The sequence below is a fragment of the Leclercia adecarboxylata genome (assembly GCF_006874705.1).
Lineage (GTDB): Bacteria > Pseudomonadota > Gammaproteobacteria > Enterobacterales > Enterobacteriaceae > Enterobacter > Enterobacter adecarboxylatus_C.
This window is the reverse complement of sequence record NZ_CP035382.1, coordinates 1,099,828-1,114,775: the sequence shown is the minus strand read 5'-3', so window position 1 is coordinate 1,114,775 and position 14,948 is coordinate 1,099,828. Positions and strand designations below refer to the sequence as shown.

16 protein-coding genes are annotated in these 14,948 nt (G+C 56.5%); 9 read left to right on the top strand and 7 right to left on the bottom strand.

The features are described 5' to 3' along the window. Nucleotides 1-232 precede the first annotated feature (232 nt). Entirely contained in the window at nt 233-964 is a 732-nt protein-coding gene (gene exbB / locus ES815_RS06245; RefSeq protein WP_142487095.1) for a tol-pal system-associated acyl-CoA thioesterase, read from the top strand. Between the two features lie 6 nt (nt 965-970). Further along, nucleotides 971-1,396 (top strand): TonB system transport protein ExbD, encoded by a 426-nt coding sequence (gene exbD / locus ES815_RS06240; RefSeq protein ID WP_142487094.1) that lies wholly within the window; start codon nt 971-973, stop codon nt 1,394-1,396. A 119-nt stretch (nt 1,397-1,515) separates the two neighbouring features. Here exbD and ES815_RS06235 read toward each other — a convergent pair whose 3' ends face one another. From ES815_RS06235 to ES815_RS06225, 3 genes are all read right to left on the bottom strand, one after another. Beyond that, nucleotides 1,516-2,412 carry an SDR family oxidoreductase gene (locus ES815_RS06235; protein WP_142487093.1) on the bottom strand — a complete coding sequence of 299 codons (897 nt, stop codon included), beginning with the start codon at nt 2,410-2,412 and terminating at the stop codon, nt 1,516-1,518. A gap of 119 nt (nt 2,413-2,531) precedes the next feature. Then, nucleotides 2,532-2,984 carry a cytoplasmic protein gene (locus ES815_RS06230; protein WP_142487092.1) on the bottom strand — a complete coding sequence of 151 codons (453 nt, stop codon included), beginning with the start codon at nt 2,982-2,984 and terminating at the stop codon, nt 2,532-2,534. Further along, nucleotides 2,977-3,381, bottom strand: a complete 405-nt coding sequence (locus ES815_RS06225) for a hypothetical protein (RefSeq protein WP_142487091.1) — start codon at nt 3,379-3,381, stop codon at nt 2,977-2,979. Before ES815_RS06225 ends, ES815_RS06230 begins: the two co-directional genes overlap by 8 nt. A 105-nt stretch (nt 3,382-3,486) precedes the next feature. Between ES815_RS06225 and ES815_RS06220 the strand changes: the two genes are divergently transcribed. Together ES815_RS06220 and ES815_RS06215 are read left to right on the top strand one after the other, a co-directional pair. Continuing rightward, complete coding sequence (locus ES815_RS06220) at nt 3,487-3,990, top strand: ESA_00282 family adhesion-associated protein (RefSeq protein ID WP_142487090.1); 504 nt, start codon at nt 3,487-3,489, stop codon at nt 3,988-3,990. 81 nt (nt 3,991-4,071) lie between these two features. Continuing rightward, the gene (locus tag ES815_RS06215) at nt 4,072-4,560 is read left to right on the top strand and encodes a TIGR00645 family protein (RefSeq protein ID WP_103822854.1); all 489 of its coding nucleotides are present in this window, start codon (nt 4,072-4,074) and stop codon (nt 4,558-4,560) included. Between the two features lie 46 nt (nt 4,561-4,606). Here ES815_RS06215 and ES815_RS06210 read toward each other — a convergent pair whose 3' ends face one another. Further along, nucleotides 4,607-5,647: an aldo/keto reductase gene (locus ES815_RS06210; protein ID WP_142487089.1), complete on the bottom strand. Its 1,041-nt coding sequence runs from the start codon at nt 5,645-5,647 to the stop codon at nt 4,607-4,609. An 82-nt stretch (nt 5,648-5,729) separates the two neighbouring features. On the opposite strand from ES815_RS06210, the gene yghX reads away from it, so the two are divergent. Beyond that, nucleotides 5,730-6,617, top strand: a complete 888-nt coding sequence (gene yghX / locus ES815_RS06205; protein WP_142487088.1) for a YghX family hydrolase — start codon at nt 5,730-5,732, stop codon at nt 6,615-6,617. 370 nt (nt 6,618-6,987) lie between these two features. Then, a complete protein-coding gene (locus ES815_RS06200) occupies nt 6,988-8,535 on the top strand; it encodes a methyl-accepting chemotaxis protein (protein ID WP_142487087.1) in 1,548 nt (515 codons plus the stop codon). Here the strand turns inward: ES815_RS06200 and fucR are convergent. Together fucR and ES815_RS06190 are read right to left on the bottom strand one after the other, a co-directional pair. Further along, nucleotides 8,532-9,248 carry an L-fucose operon activator gene (fucR, locus tag ES815_RS06195; protein ID WP_142487086.1) on the bottom strand — a complete coding sequence of 239 codons (717 nt, stop codon included), beginning with the start codon at nt 9,246-9,248 and terminating at the stop codon, nt 8,532-8,534. The two genes, ES815_RS06200 and fucR, sit on opposite strands and share 4 nt — an antisense overlap. Continuing rightward, nucleotides 9,245-10,228: a GGDEF domain-containing protein gene (locus ES815_RS06190; protein WP_142487085.1), complete on the bottom strand. Its 984-nt coding sequence runs from the start codon at nt 10,226-10,228 to the stop codon at nt 9,245-9,247. The genes fucR and ES815_RS06190 overlap by 4 nt, the downstream gene beginning before the upstream one ends. A 167-nt stretch (nt 10,229-10,395) precedes the next feature. Here ES815_RS06190 and ES815_RS06185 point away from each other — a divergent pair, with 167 nt between their 5' ends. Then, nucleotides 10,396-11,448, top strand: a complete 1,053-nt coding sequence (locus tag ES815_RS06185; protein WP_142487084.1) for an ABC transporter substrate-binding protein — start codon at nt 10,396-10,398, stop codon at nt 11,446-11,448. Beyond that, nucleotides 11,448-12,131: a molybdate ABC transporter substrate-binding protein gene (locus ES815_RS06180; protein WP_142487083.1), complete on the top strand. Its 684-nt coding sequence runs from the start codon at nt 11,448-11,450 to the stop codon at nt 12,129-12,131. Before ES815_RS06185 ends, ES815_RS06180 begins: the two co-directional genes overlap by 1 nt. An 84-nt stretch (nt 12,132-12,215) precedes the next feature. Here the strand turns inward: ES815_RS06180 and yghU are convergent, their stop codons facing one another. Further along, nucleotides 12,216-13,085 carry a glutathione-dependent disulfide-bond oxidoreductase gene (yghU, locus tag ES815_RS06175; protein WP_142487082.1) on the bottom strand — a complete coding sequence of 290 codons (870 nt, stop codon included), beginning with the start codon at nt 13,083-13,085 and terminating at the stop codon, nt 12,216-12,218. 262 nt (nt 13,086-13,347) lie between these two features. Between yghU and ES815_RS06170 the strand changes: the two genes are divergently transcribed. Further along, on the top strand, nt 13,348-14,937 hold the full coding sequence (locus tag ES815_RS06170; RefSeq protein ID WP_142487081.1) for an ABC transporter substrate-binding protein: 1,590 nt from the start codon (nt 13,348-13,350) through the stop codon (nt 14,935-14,937). Nucleotides 14,938-14,948 lie beyond the last annotated feature (11 nt).

The window sequence follows — 14,948 nt, the reverse complement described above, 5'->3', positions numbered from 1 at the left end:
ATACGTCTGGACGTCCACACTATCACGAAAGTAAAAAAGGTCGCGAGGAGGGGGATAGGATCAGCGGAAAATTTTTTAAAATTTGTTTCCGGGAAATTTTTCCTGCGTAAGCGCAAGGAAAATGAAACGAATTTACGGCAGTATGTAAATACTAATGAGAACTACTATCAATTCGACGCTGTTTTGATATTATTATGCTCAGATTTTGTGATTTGCGTCCTGGAGATACCGAGTGGGTAATAATTTGATGCAGACGGACCTCTCCGTCTGGGGCATGTATCATCATGCCGACATCGTAGTGAAGATTGTGATGATCGGCTTGATTCTGGCGTCCGTCGTCACCTGGGCTATTTTCTTTAGCAAGAGCGTAGAGCTTCTCTCGCACAAGCGTCGTCTTAAGCGCGAGCAGCAGCAGCTGGCCGAGGCCCGCACCCTGAATCAGGCGAGCGACATGACCTCTTCCTTCCAGGCCAAAAGCCTGACCACCCAGTTAATCAACGAAGCCCAGAACGAGCTCGAACTTTCTGCAGGCAGCGAAGATAACGAAGGGATTAAAGAGCGTACCGGCTTCCGCCTCGAGCGTCGCGTTGCGGCCATTGGTCGTCATATGGGCCGTGGTAACGGCTACCTGGCGACTATCGGTGCGATTTCACCGTTCGTTGGTCTGTTTGGTACGGTCTGGGGCATCATGAACAGCTTCATCGGCATCGCCCAGACGCAAACCACTAACCTCGCGGTTGTGGCACCGGGCATCGCAGAAGCCCTGCTGGCGACGGCGATTGGTCTGGTTGCAGCTATCCCGGCGGTAGTCATCTACAACATCTTCGCCCGTATGATCGGCAGCTACAAAGCCACCCTCGGTGACGTTGCCGCTCAGGTCCTGCTGCTGCAAAGCCGCGATCTGGACCTCAGCGCCAGCTCGGTGAAGCCGGTCCGTTCTGCTCAGAAATTACACGTAGGTTAATTCGTCATGGCAATGCGTCTTAATGAAAATCTGGACGATAACGGCGAAATGCACGAAATCAACGTGACGCCGTTTATCGACGTCATGCTGGTTCTGCTGATTATCTTCATGGTTGCTGCGCCGCTGGCGACGGTGGACGTGAAGGTCAATCTGCCCGCGTCATCCAGCCAGCCGCAGCCGCGCCCGGAAAAACCGATTTATCTGTCCGTGAAAGCCGATAAATCCATGTTCCTGGGTAACGATCCGGTGACTGAGGAGTCGGTGATCCCGGCGCTGAATACCCTGACCGACGGCAAGAAAGACACTACCGTCTTCTTCCGTGCCGATAAGACCGTCGACTACGAAACCATGATGAAGGTAATGGACACGCTGCATCAGGCGGGTTACCTGAAGATTGGCCTGGTCGGCGAAGAGAAGACAGTCGCGAAATAAACAAAAACGGCAACCCCAAGGGTTGCCGTTTTTGTATTTGCCCGGTGGCGCTACGCTTACCGGGCCTACGTTCAACATGTAGGCCGGGTAAGGCGAAGCCGCCACCCGGCGCTGCACCACTATCCCAGATGTTCCCCGCCGCACACCCCGTGCACTTCCGCCGTCACATAGCTTGACTCCTGGCTTGCCAGATAGACATACACCGGTGCCAGCTCCGCAGGCTGCCCTGCGCGCTTCATCGGGGTCTGCTGACCAAACTGCGGGATTTTCTCCTGAGTCTGGCCGCCGGAGATTTGTAGCGCCGTCCAGATAGGCCCTGGGGCCACCACGTTGACGCGCACGCCGCTCTCTGCCACCTGTTTCGCCAGCCCGCGGCTGAAGTTAAGGATAGCCGCTTTGGTTGAAGCGTAATCCAGCAGATGGGCGCTGGGCTGATAGGCCTGGATCGACGAGGTGGTGATAATGCTCGCCCCGGCGGGCAGCAGCGGCAGCGCTTCCTGAGTTATCCAGAACAGCGCGAACACGTTCACCGCATAGGTCTGCTTAAACTGCTCCGTCGTCAGGTCGGCAATCTTTTCGACCGCAACCTGCTTACCGGCCACCAGCGCCAGCACATCCAGCCCGCCCAGTTCCTGATGGGCTTTATGCACCAGTGAACGGGCAAATTTTTCATCGCTCAGGTCGCCGGGGATCAGCACCGCTTTGCGTCCAGCTTCTTCAATCAGCTGCTTCACCTGCTGCGCATCTTCTTCTTCGGCAGGCAGATAGTTAATGGCGACGTCCGCTCCTTCACGCGCGTAAGCGATGGCGGCAGCGCGTCCAATGCCTGAATCGCCCCCTGTCACCAGTGCCTTACGATCCTGTAGTCTGCCGCTGCCCTTATAGCTCTTCTCGCCGCAGTCCGGCACCGGATCCATCTTGCTCTGCACCCCGGGGGCAGGCTGCTTCTGCTGTGGATATTCGCCGGTGTGGTACTGGGTTTTAGGATTCTGAATTTTGCTCTGGGAATTTGCCATTGAGGTTCTCCTTGAGTGGTTAGTCAGGCTTTAAGCTTAGGAGAATCAACCAGGAAGTGAGGATCATTCAGGATAATCCTTAAATCAGCAACGGGCGAGGCGGTACGAACTGGCGGGGTTTACGGCTTTTGCGGAGGGATGTCGGCTTTCGCGGCCAGCACGTCTTCATTCAGTGCGACGGTGGTCACGCTGGATGTGCGATAGCCCTGATCGGCCAGTTTACGGGTAACACGCAGGGTGGCGGTTTCACGTGCCCGCAAATACTGATAATTGGTTTCCAGGCGGGCCAGTATTTTATCTTTTAAGTCTGGTCGCTGCTGCATAATGGCGTTTATTGTCGCGCCGTAGATCTCTTCTTTAACCTGCAAAGGGTAAATTTCACGACGGTTTTGCCATTTCAGACGCACCAGACCGGCGGGAATGGAGAGCAGCTCTTTCGCAATGCGTTGTATTTCCGCATTTTTAATCTCTTTAAGTGCAGCCAGGTTTTGCTCTAAGATAAATTCATCGCTCTTTTTATCATCTAAAGCTAAATAAACGTTGTTGTTATCAACATCCTTCACGTTATTCATCCCCTAGCTTATAAAAAATGGGCGTGTTTTTTTCGCAAGTAATTAGATTCAGCCAGATGTCATTACCGGCTTCGTTTATCTCATCGGTTTTTTCCGTCAATATTTGACTTAGTGCTTGCGCGTCTATTTCCCCCTCCGCTTGCAGATCATTGAGCAAACGGGCGAAGACCTCGATTTTAACTACCCGGAATAACCGGTCCTTTATATGGCGGTCGTGCTCTTCGAGCAACATATTGCGGGAGTTACCGGTACGGGTAACACCAATTAATATATCGGGCGCATAATCTGCGAGTGTTCTTTTCCCCTTAGTGAAATTTGCATTGCTTTCTGCTTCTGGTGGTTTCGGTTCCACGGAAGAAATGTGAAACTTAGCCGGGACCAGATTGTCGGGCAACATTTTATATTTCCTTTAATTTCAACAGGGTAGGGTTGTCTGGAGTGTGAGATTCGTTGACAATAACATGAGGCAAATTTAAAATCAAAAAAAATGGAGCCTGCCTATATGAACAGCATTTTTTATACTGTCATTACTTTGTTATTGCTTACTGCCGTAGTTCTTTTATTGATGCGCGAGTTCAATAAAAGTAGCGAAGCGGAGAATGCGCACGCCTCTGCCCAGCCAGAGCGGATGTCAAAAGAAGAGGGCGAAGACCATTTTTCGGTGTTAATGAATGCGATTACGCCGGTTTGGTACTGGCGTGTTAATCATGAATATATTGATTTCCTCCATGCCACAATTAAACGAATGAATATGGTGGAAATAAATAGCATTCCTGACCTGTTTGAGGCGCAGCGTCGTTGCAGCGATCTTAACTCGGCGGTCTACAAATATTACGACAATATCAAGAAGCGCTGCCTGAATGGTGAGAAAGTGTCGCATTCCGATCTGGAGGTAATGAACCTGAGCCAGTGTTTTCGTGAGTTCAGCCTTGAGGCCTATCCATCGCTGGTCGTACTGGTTTGGCCGGAATATCAACGTCCTGTCGTTAAGCCGGAGCAGGTATAGGGGCGTTGTTGTTTAGTTGTTGCAAACACTTTACCCCGTTGCGATATACTGCGCGCTGGTTTCGTTTGCAGACAGGACTCTATGGAACGCTTCTTTGAAAACGCAATGTACGCCTCCCGCTGGCTGCTGGCCCCGGTCTATTTTGGCCTTTCGCTGGCGCTGGTGGCCCTCTGTATTAAATTCTTCCAGGAAATTTTTCACGTCCTGCCGCATATATTCAGTGTCGCAGAATCCGACCTGATCCTGCTTCTGCTGTCGCTGGTGGATATGACCCTGGTAGGCGGCCTGCTGGTGATGGTGATGTTCTCAGGCTACGAAAATTTCGTCTCGCAGCTGGATATCTCCTCTGATAAAGAGAAGCTGAGCTGGCTGGGTAAAATGGACGCCTCGTCGCTGAAAAACAAAGTGGCCGCCTCGATTGTGGCCATCTCGTCGATCCACCTGCTGCGGGTGTTTATGGATGCCAAGAACATCCCGGATAACAAGCTGATGTGGTACGTGATTATCCACCTGACGTTTGTGCTGTCGGCGTTTGTGATGGGATATCTGGATAAGCTGAGCCGCAAGTAAATACGCGGCCGGGATCCTCTCTCCCCGACGGGGAGAGAGGCAAACACTATTTATCTGATGACGCCTGCCACAGATTCAGCTGCCCGTCGGCCACGTGCCGATCAATCCGCTGCAACTCATCCTCGCTAAAGCGCAGATTATTCAGCGCCTGCACGTTCTCCTCCAGCTGCTCCGGCCGGCTGGCGCCAATCAGCACTGACGTCACGCGCTCATCCTTCAGCAGCCAGCTCAGGGCCATCTGCGCCATCGTCTGACCGCGTTCCTGCGCCATCTCATTCAACAAACGCAGGCTGTTGAGGTTAGCGTCGGTGAGCATATTCTCGGTCAGGCCGCGCGCTTTTTTACCTTCGCGCTGCATACGGGAGCCGTCAGGAATGCCGTTGAGGTACTTCCCGGTCAGCAGCCCCTGCGCCAGCGGCGTAAAGGCGATACAGCCGGTGCCGTTAGCCGCCAGGATATCCAGCAGGCCGCTCTTGTCCACCCAGCGGTTGAGCAGGTTATAAGAGGGCTGATGGATAAGCAGCGGGATTTTCCACTCGCGCAGCAGCTCCGCCATTTTCTGGGTGCGTTCCGGTGAATAGGAGGAGATTCCGACGTACAGCGCCTTACCGCTCTGTACCGTCTGCGCCAGCGCAGAGGCCGTCTCTTCCATCGGCGTGTTCTCATCCACCCGGTGCGAGTAGAAGATATCAACGTAGTCCAGGCCCATCCGCTTCAGGCTCTGGTCGAGACTGGCGAGCAGATATTTGCGCGAGCCGCCCGCTCCGTACGGGCCCGGCCACATGTCATAGCCTGCTTTGGTGGAGATAATCAGTTCATCGCGATACGCCGCGAAATCATCGCGCAGCAGGCGGCCAAAATTTTCCTCCGCGCTGCCCGGCGGTGGGCCATAGTTATTGGCGAGATCGAAGTGAGTAATGCCGCAGTCAAAGGCTTTTCGCAGCAGAGCGCGCTGTGAATCGAGGGCGTGGACGTGGCCGAAACTGTGCCACAGGCCGAGTGACAGGGCGGGTAAGCGCAGGCCGCTTTTTCCACAGTAACGGTACTGCATGGTCTCGTAGCGGTTCGGGGAGGCGTTCCAGGGCATGATGTCTCCTTTCTGATGATTGATTTTCGAAACAGCGTTTCTATTCTATCCTTTGTTCGTTCACAATTCATGGAGATATGCGATGACGCGTATGACCGCCAAAGACTTTCCTCAGGAATTGCTCGACTACTACGATTATTACGCTCACGGCAAAATCAACAAACGTGAGTTCCTCAATCTGGCTGCCCGCTATGCTGTCGGCGGCGTCACGGCGCTGGCGCTGTTCAATATGCTCAAGCCCAATTACGCCCTCGCAGAGCAGGTGAAGTTCACCGATCCCGACATTTTGCCCGAGTACATTACCTATCCCTCGCCGGAGGGTCATGGCCAGGTGCGCGGCTATCTGGTGAAACCGGCTAAAGCCACCGGTAAAGTCCCGGCGGTGGTGGTGGTGCACGAAAACCGCGGTCTTAATCCCTACATTGAGGATGTGGCGCGTCGGGTGGCGAAAGCGGGGTACATCGCGCTGGCGCCGGATGGCTTAAGCTCGGTGGGCGGTTATCCCGGCAACGATGAAGAAGGGAAGGTCCTGCAACAGAAGGTTGATCCAACGAAGTTGATGAACGACTTCTTTGCCGCCGTCGGGTTTATGGAAAAACACCCGGACGCCACGGGCAAGGTGGGGATCACCGGTTTCTGCTATGGCGGTGGGGTCTCTAATGCCGCGGCGGTCGCCTGGCCGGAACTGGCCTGCGCGGTGCCTTTCTATGGCCGCCAGCCCCCAGCGGCGGATGTCGCCAAAATCAAGGCTCCGCTCCTGCTGCATTACGCCGAACTCGACAAGAATGTTAACGAGGGCTGGCCTGCTTATGAAGCCGCGCTTAAATCTAACGGCAAGGTATATGAAGCCTGGATCTATCCTGGCGTAAACCACGGATTCCACAATGATTCTACCCCGCGTTACGACGAGCCCGCCGCGGAATTAGCCTGGAAAAGAACCCTGGGATGGTTTGAAAAATATTTGAGTTAACCTGCCTGAAAATGCCCGGCAGGTATCCCACTGCCGGGTCCGCATTATTTATTTCGCCCGACAATAGTCTTTTTGCTTTATGACATTTTTATTACCGTCAGATGGCTGAAATGCAATGCCACTCATCCCTTAATCATTATGCGGGTAAAGGTGGAATAGATGCTTTATATTTGCAACTTTATGAAATATAAAGGCAGGTTATTTTAAGGGGTAATGCCACCGATGCCGCATCTTAATTTCCACACTTATTAAACAGAAATAAAAAGTTTTATAAAATTAGCCAATAAAAGTACCGCTTCGCATTTTATTGCCGATAACGAGGGTAATACTCGCCTCCGGGCGATATCTCCCTCATGGCAAGGAAATAAATATGCAAGTTTTTCGTAATTTCACGATCCGGTTCGTCATGCTGACGATTCTGGGGATTTTCTGTTTAATGTGGGCGGGCGTTGGGCTGTACGGCTCCTGGGCACTGTCCCGCGTTGCCGATGGCAATGAGGTCGATCGGCAGCTGGTCAAACAGATGACGGTGCTCAGCCAGGGCAACGATCAGTACTTTCGCTTCGTCACCCGTCTGAGCCGGGCGATGGATGTGCAGGCGGCGGGCGGTACGGCGGATCTCACCTCCGTCCAGCAGGCGCTGGACACCATGAGCAATAAGCTTGAGGAGATGAAAGCCATGTCGCCGGGGCCGATGGATGCGCAGATCTCATCCCAGGCGATCGCCAGCTGGCAGGCGCTGCTGGAGAACGGCGTAAAGCCCCAGATGCAGTTCGCGCAGCAGGGCAACGTTGATGCTTATCGCCAGCAGGCGAATAACGTCACCCCGCCGCTGAGCCGGGCCTTTGGCGACAGTGCCGGAAAATTCAATAAAGCCGCCGACAGCATTCTCGACAGTACCCGCGTGACGGTGGACGGCCTGACCAGCTTCACCCGGACGGTGATCGTCACCGCGACCATCATCGGTCTGCTGATCCTGCTGTTCGCCGATCGCTACCTGGTCGCCATGCTGGTGAAACCTCTGGATCAGCTCCGCCACCACTTTCGTCAGATTGCCCAGGGCGATCTCAGCCAGCCGATCGCCCCCTTTGGCCGAAACTGCGTGGGCCAGCTGGTGCCGCTGCTGACGGCGATGCAGGACAGCCTGCGCGAAGCGGTCAGCACCATCCGCAGCGGTAGCGAGAATATCTGGCGCGGCGCCACGGAGATCTCCAGCGGCAATAACGATCTTTCGTCGCGTACCGAAGAGCAGGCGGCGGCGCTGGAAGAGACGGCGGCCAGCATGGAGCAGCTCACCGCCACGGTGAAGCTGAACGCCGACAATGCCCGTCAGGCCAGCGAGCTGGCGGATCTGGCCTCTCTCACCGCCAGCCGCGGCGGGGCGCTGGTGGATAACGTGGTCAACACCATGACCGGCATCTCCGTCAGCTCGAAGAAAATCGCGGAGATCACCAGCGTCATCAACAGTATTGCCTTCCAGACCAATATTCTGGCCCTCAACGCAGCGGTAGAAGCGGCGCGCGCGGGTGAGCAGGGGCGTGGTTTTGCAGTGGTGGCGGGCGAGGTACGTAATCTCGCCAGCCGCAGCGCCAGTGCGGCAAAAGAGATCGAAGGGCTGATTACCGACTCCGTCTCCCGGGTGGAGGAGGGCGCCCGACTGGTGAACGATACCGGCACCACCATGGAGGCGGTGATGCGTGATATTACCGGCGTGACCACCATCATGAAGCAGATTGCCGCCGCCTCGGAAGAGCAGAGTAAAGGCATTTCACAGGTGGGCGTGGCAATTACCCAGATGGATGGCGTGACCCAGCAGAACGCCTCGCTGGTGGAGCAGGTGTCGGCCGCGGCCTCCGCGCTGGAGCGTCAGACCGAGGAGCTGCAACGCTCGGTGCAGAAGTTCCGCCTGGCGAGCTAGCGGCGGCCGGGCTGCACGTCGCTGATCAATTGGGTCACCTGTGAAAGGTGACCAATTTTCACTTCACTGGACCGCTGAAACTTGCTTTTGTCGATTAACAGCAGCGACTGGCTGGCACGGCTGAGAAGCTGCGACTTAAAACCCGCGCTGTGCGGGGTGGGATCCCACATCACACCCTGCTCATCCACCCCCTCGCACGAGAAAATAAACAGGTCGATCTCCAGCGCCTTCAGCTGCGTCACCAGAGCCGGGTTCACATAGCAGCGATATTTCCGCTCCAGCGTTCCGCCCGAGCAGATCAGGGTGATGCGTTCGCGCTTCGCCAGCTCAAGGCAGATGGGCAGGCTGTTGGTAAACACCGTCAGGGCGATATCCGGCAGCTGCCGCGCCAGATGAAAACAGGTTGAGCTGGCGTCCAGGGCCAGAGTCATCCCGTCGGTGACCCAGTCCAGGGCGTGGCGGGCAATGTCGGCTTTGTCGGCGTAATGGCTTTTCAGCCGCGCGCCAAAGGGTTCGCCGCCGTCGCGGTGGTCCGGGTGGATGGCCCGCGCTCGCCCGTGATGGCGAACAATCTTGCCCTGCTGCTGAAGCTGTTTCAGATCCCGGCGAATCGTCTCTTTGCTGACCCTAAGCTCCGCGGCAAGGGCGTCTGTGGTCAGCCAGTCGGACGCCGCCAGCAGGCGGATAAGGTCCTGATGACGGGTGCTTTTCATGACTGCGTTCCGGTTCGGGAAACAGAGATTAGCGTCTGGCCAATCGCCACGCCATTCTTGCCGGTGTGCTTGATCTGGTACATCGAGCGATCGGCGCGGCGCAATGCATCGACGAAATCATCCTGCTCCTGCACCTCATCGATCCCCACCGAGGCCCCCACCTGCGCCTGGCCGTTATCCAGCTCGAACGGCGTCAGCGCCGCATTCAGGCAGAGGTGTGCGGTGCTGTTTACCAGCAGACTGGCGAGCGGGAAGGGCAGCAGCAGGACAAACTCGTCCCCACCCAGACGCCCGACCACAGCGCCTGGCGGGCAGGCGTCGCGCAGACGCTGGCTGAGCTGGATCAATAGCTCATCGCCGCTGCGGTGACCGAAGGTATCGTTCACCGTTTTAAAATCATCCAGATCGATAAAAGCAATGCACAGCGGCCCCTGGGCTTTGAGCTGCGCGAAGTGCGCGAGCAGCGCATGGCGGTTGGCAAGGCCGGTGAGCGGATCGTGGTTCGCCAGCTGGGCAAGCTGCTCCTCGTACTGCTTCTCTTTAGTCATGTCGATGTGCGTGCCGGTCACCTTCAGGGGGGTCCCCTGCTCATCCCATTCGGTGACGCGGCCGCGATCCAGCACCCAGGTGACGGTGCCGTTTTTGTGCTGCATCCGGTGCAGTGCTTCGTAGAAGGGGGTTTTGCCGTGCAGATGATCGTAGAACGCATCGAGCACGTTCTGCCTGTCATCGGGGTGCAGATGCTCACGCCAGATCTCAAACTGCGCGCTCAGCTCCTTGGGCTGATAGCCCAGCATGGAGCCCCAGCGGCGGTTATAGATAATCAGCTTCCCGGTCGGAACATCAAGTTGCCATAAACAGAGACCCGTCCCGTCGAGCGCAGCGCTGAGCTTGTTGCGGGCGTCACGCGCCAGCCTGGCAAGCCGGGCGTTGTGCTTTTTGAGAATCTGAATCTGATGTTCCAGCGCCTTTTCTGACATGCGAATAATCTGAAGAAAGAAATTATTGATGCCAGTTTACCGGATGGTTGTAAATATGCTGTTGAAAAAAGAGGGAGGTTTGCGTTAAGGCCTGTTACCCCTAAAGAAGGCAAGAAGGCATAACCGCATCGCTGTATAATGTTGTATATAGCGAATGCGAGGACATGATGAAACAGCAATTTTGGCAAGCTTTAACCCTGGGCGTAGCGGCTTTACTGCCCCTCTCTTCTCAGGCCTCCCGCACCATCACCGACCAGACTGGACGCACCGTGACGATCCCCGATGAGGTTGACCGCGTGGTGGTGCTTCAGCATCAGACCCTGAACCTGCTGGTGCAAATGAACGCCAGCGACAAAATCGTCGGGGTGATGGCGAACTGGAAACAGCAGCTGGGCGACGGCTATGCGCGTCTGGCCCCCGAGCTGAACCAGAAAACGACCCTGGGCGATCTGACCCACGTCGACCCGGAGAAGCTGGTGGCCCTGAAGCCAGATGTGGTGTTTGTCACCCACTACGCGCCGCAGGAGATGATCGACAAGATAGCCAGCCTCGGTATTCCGGTGGTCGCCATTTCTCTGCGTCACGATGCCGCGGGTGAAAAAGCGAAAATGAACCCCACGATGGCCGATGAAGAGCAGGCTTACGATCTCGGGCTGCGCGAAGGGATTACCTTGATCGGCGAGATTGTTAACAAGCAGCCCGAAGCGAAAGCGCTAATTGACGCCACCGATCGGGGCCGCAGGATGGTCAGCGATCGTCTGAAAGATATTCCGGCGGAAAAACGTGTTCGCGCCTACATGGCTAACCCGGAACTGGCCACCTACGGCGCCGGGAAATACACCGGGCTGATGATGGCGCATGCGGGGGCGGTTAACGTGGCGGCGGCGACCATTCAGGGCTTCAAAACCGTGGCAATGGAGCAGGTGATCGCCTGGAACCCGCAGGTGATTTTCGTCCAGGACCGGTACCCGTCCGTGGTCAACGAAATCAAAACCGGCGCGCAGTGGCAGACCATTGACGCGGTGAAAAATCAGCGCGTCTACCTGATGCCGGACTACGCCAAAGCCTGGGGCTACCCGATGCCGGAGGCGATGGGCATCGGCGAGCTGTGGATGGCGAAAAAGCTCTACCCGGAGAAGTTTAAGGACGTGGATATGCGCAAAGTGGCCAACGACTGGTATCAGCGCTTCTATCGCACCACCTGGCAGGGGATCGACTGATGCGCGTGCTGGCGGCAGGCAGCCTGCGCAGGGTATGGCCGCAATTACTGGCCCACTTTCCGGAACCGGTTGAAACACGGTTCGGCCCGGCTGGGCTGTTACGGGAACGTATTGAATTGGGGGAGGCCTGCGATCTCTTTGCCTCGGCCAATCTTGCCCACCCGCAGTCGCTGCTGGCTGCCGGACGGGCGCAATACGTGGCGTCGTTCGCCAGCAATAGACTCTGTCTGACCGTGCGCAGTGAGGTGCTGCGCGAGGGCGATGACTGGCGCTCGGTGCTGACCCGGGAAGAGCTGCGCATTGCCACCTCGACGGCGGGCGCCGATCCGTCAGGGGATTACACGCAGACGCTCTTTACCCGGATGGGGGGCGCTGGCGGGGCGGTGAAGAGACGGGCGATGGCCCTGGTGGGGGGGCGAGGATCGGCCCCCGTTCCGGCGGGCAGGCTGGCAGCAGAGTGGATTATCCAGAGCGGGCAGGCGGAGGTCTTTATCGGTTACGCCAGCTACGCGGCCACATTGCGCGAGATAGCCGGGCTGACGGTTATCGACATCCCGGCACCCATTAACCCACGTGCAGAATATGCCTGCGCGGTGATGACGGCGCAGGGGCAACGGCTGGCGGATTTTCTACGGTCGGATAAGGCAAAAGCGATCCTGCACCAGGCGGGTTTCGGTGCGTAATTCTGCCGGGTGGCGCTGCGCTTACCCGGCCTACAGGTTCGTAGGCCCGGCAAGCGCAGCGCCGCCGGGCAATGGGTCAGCGCATTAACCCTGACGTTTGTCTTCGGTATTGGTATCAAAATCGCTCGCCGCATGACGCTCATGCAGCTGCTCGTTCAGCTCGCCGTTAGTGCGGTTGACAATACGCCCGCGCTTCACCGCCGGACGGCTGGCGACATCTTTCGCCCAGCGCTGGACGTTCTTGTAGCTCTCTGCGTCGAGGAACTCCGCCGCGCCATAGACCTGGCCGAGCGCCACGCTGCCGAACCACGGCCAGATGGCGATATCGGCGATGCTGTACTCTTCCCCCGCCACGTAGCGGCCGCGCGCCAGCTGTTTATCCAGTACGTCGAACAGGCGTTTGGCTTCCATGGTGAAGCGGTCGATCGCGTACTCAATTTTCACCGGCGCATAGTGATAGAAGTGACCAAACCCGCCGCCGAGGAACGGGGCGGCGCCCTGCAGCCAGAACAGCCAGTTCAGGGTTTCTACCCGGCCCGCCGGATCTTTTGGCAGGAAGTGACCGAACTTCTCCGCCAGATAGAGCAGGATATTGCCGGATTCGAACACGCGGGTTGGCGGCGTGGTGGAGTGGTCGCGCAGGGCCGGAATTTTGGAGTTCGGGTTGACCTCAACAAAGCCGCTGGAGAACTGATCCCCCTCGCCGATGCGGATCAGCCAGGCGTCATATTCTGCGCCGGTCACGCCCAGCGCCAGCAGCTCTTCCAGCAGGATCGTCACCTTCTGGCCGTTCGGCGTGCCCAGGGAGTAAAGCTGCAGCGGATGCGAACCGACCGGCAACGCTTTGTCATGCGTGGCGCCCGAGATCGGACGGTTGATGCTGGCGAACGCGCCGCCGTTGGGGTTCTGCTTCCATTCCCAGACTTTCGCTGGCTGGTAGTTGTTGTCGGACATGTTGATCTGCCTTTTTGGGATGTGTTGAGGCAGTTTAGCAGGCATTACGTGAACGGTTTAACGAAGTGAGCGCATAAGCATATGCACTATTCCTTCTGGCGCTTATGCTTATATATATAAATTCCGCATAAGCTTAATCAAAAACGGCATTTTCATTGTTAATGCGTAAGGGCTTAAAGCTGAATATGATGCGCAAACAGATATCTGTGAAAAATAAAAATTAGCAGTTAAAAAAACTTTCAAGGCAAGGAGTTAGTGAGATATGCGTAAGCCATTAGTATCTGCTGTTCTGGTCGCGCTGGCGCTGGTTGCCGCGGGCTGTGATGATGCCAAAAATAAAGAGACTGCGTCGGCCCCGGCTGCCAAAAGCGATGCGCCGAAAGAGGGCGGTTCACTGATTATCGGCATCACCTCCGGCGACCCGCTGGCCGTTAACCCGCTGTATGCCAGCGACCGTACCACACTGACCATCATGCAGGCGCTCTATGCCCCGCTCTACAGCTTTAACGATGGCAAAATCGAATGGGGTCTGGCCGAAAGCCTGACACCATCCGCCGATAACCTCAGCTATACCCTGACCTTAAAACCCAATCTGAAGTGGCAGGATGGCCAACCGCTGACTGCCGATGACGTGGTGTTCACCTTCAACAAACTGCTGGAGGAGGAGCAGCACAGCTTCTTCCGCAGCATGTTCACCTACGGCGGCAAGCCGGTGGCGGTGAGCAAGGTCGACGATCGCACCGTTAAGTTCACCCTGCCGCAGGTGAGCGCTGCCTTTACCGGCACCCTGGTGCAGATCTACCCGATCCCGCAGCACGTGTTTGCTCATGAAGCGGATCTGGAAAAGAGCACCAAAAACGATGCGCCGGTGGGTTCCGGGCCGTTCAAATTTAAGGAGTACCGCGCCGGGCAGTATTACGCCCTGACCCGTTTTGACGACTACTGGAACGGCAAAGCGAAGCTCGACTCCGTGACCTACCGTTTCGCCAAAGACAGCAACTCCGCCAACCTCGCGCTGCAAAACGGCGAGATCAACCTCAAGATGGTCGATCCGCAGGATGTGTCGCGTCTGAAGAATACCGGCAAGTTTGATTTCGTGGTCTACCCGGAAGGGCGTCTGGCCTACATGACCTTCAACCAGAACGTGCCGGTGATGAAGAGCAAGGAGCTGCGCCAGGCCATCGCGTATGCCATCAACAAAGACGAGCTGACCCAGACCGCGTTCACCTCGCTGGACTACGCCAGACCGGCAACCTCGTTCCTGACTCCGGATACGCTGTACCAGACTGACGACGTGGAGCAGTACAAGTTCGATCAGCAAAAAGCCAAAGATTTGCTGAAAGCCTCAGGCGCGCCGGCAAACCTCAAGCTGCGTCTGGCCTATGTGAATACCAACAAAACCCAGGAGAGCCAGGCGCTCTACATTCAGCAGGCGCTGAAGGGCATTGGCGTGAACGTGGAGCTGATGCCGCTCGACTCCAACGCCATGTCACAGCGCAGCCTCGACATGAACAATACCGCCTGGGAGCTGAACCTCGGCGGCTACATCATGGGTGCCGAGCCGGATGGCTACAAATCGCTGTTCATGAGCAACGAAGCCTATAACTACGCCCACTACAAGAACCCGCAGTTCGATGCCCTGTGGGATAAAGGTGCTGTAGAAACTGACGCTGGCAAACGCGCTGAGATCTACAAGCAGATCCAGCAGACCGTGGCTAACGACATGACCTACTATCCAATCTCCTACACCAACGCCACCGTGGCCGTGGATAAACGCTTTGGCGGCACCCAAGAAGCGGAGCCGAAGCCGGTGTATCTGTTCCAGGATCTGTCAAAAATCTACCAAAAATAAGCTGTCGCCCC

What these genes read in the sequence shown, in the direction of transcription:
- ES815_RS06220 (WP_142487090.1), top strand. Translation starts at nt 3,487, where the DNA reads ATGAACAGCATTTTTTATACTGTCATTACTTTGTTATTGCTTACTGCC.
- yghU (WP_142487082.1), bottom strand. Translation starts at nt 13,085, where the DNA reads ATGTCCGACAACAACTACCAGCCAGCGAAAGTCTGGGAATGGAAGCAG.
- ES815_RS06180 (WP_142487083.1), top strand. Translation starts at nt 11,448, where the DNA reads ATGCGCGTGCTGGCGGCAGGCAGCCTGCGCAGGGTATGGCCGCAATTA.
- ES815_RS06190 (WP_142487085.1), bottom strand. Translation starts at nt 10,228, where the DNA reads ATGTCAGAAAAGGCGCTGGAACATCAGATTCAGATTCTCAAAAAGCAC.
- ES815_RS06215 (WP_103822854.1), top strand. Translation starts at nt 4,072, where the DNA reads ATGGAACGCTTCTTTGAAAACGCAATGTACGCCTCCCGCTGGCTGCTG.
- yghX (WP_142487088.1), top strand. Translation starts at nt 5,730, where the DNA reads ATGACGCGTATGACCGCCAAAGACTTTCCTCAGGAATTGCTCGACTAC.
- ES815_RS06210 (WP_142487089.1), bottom strand. Translation starts at nt 5,647, where the DNA reads ATGCCCTGGAACGCCTCCCCGAACCGCTACGAGACCATGCAGTACCGT.
- exbD (WP_142487094.1), top strand. Translation starts at nt 971, where the DNA reads ATGGCAATGCGTCTTAATGAAAATCTGGACGATAACGGCGAAATGCAC.
- ES815_RS06185 (WP_142487084.1), top strand. Translation starts at nt 10,396, where the DNA reads ATGAAACAGCAATTTTGGCAAGCTTTAACCCTGGGCGTAGCGGCTTTA.
- ES815_RS06170 (WP_142487081.1), top strand. Translation starts at nt 13,348, where the DNA reads ATGCGTAAGCCATTAGTATCTGCTGTTCTGGTCGCGCTGGCGCTGGTT.
- ES815_RS06200 (WP_142487087.1), top strand. Translation starts at nt 6,988, where the DNA reads ATGCAAGTTTTTCGTAATTTCACGATCCGGTTCGTCATGCTGACGATT.
- ES815_RS06230 (WP_142487092.1), bottom strand. Translation starts at nt 2,984, where the DNA reads ATGAATAACGTGAAGGATGTTGATAACAACAACGTTTATTTAGCTTTA.
- ES815_RS06235 (WP_142487093.1), bottom strand. Translation starts at nt 2,412, where the DNA reads ATGGCAAATTCCCAGAGCAAAATTCAGAATCCTAAAACCCAGTACCAC.
- ES815_RS06225 (WP_142487091.1), bottom strand. Translation starts at nt 3,381, where the DNA reads ATGTTGCCCGACAATCTGGTCCCGGCTAAGTTTCACATTTCTTCCGTG.
- fucR (WP_142487086.1), bottom strand. Translation starts at nt 9,248, where the DNA reads ATGAAAAGCACCCGTCATCAGGACCTTATCCGCCTGCTGGCGGCGTCC.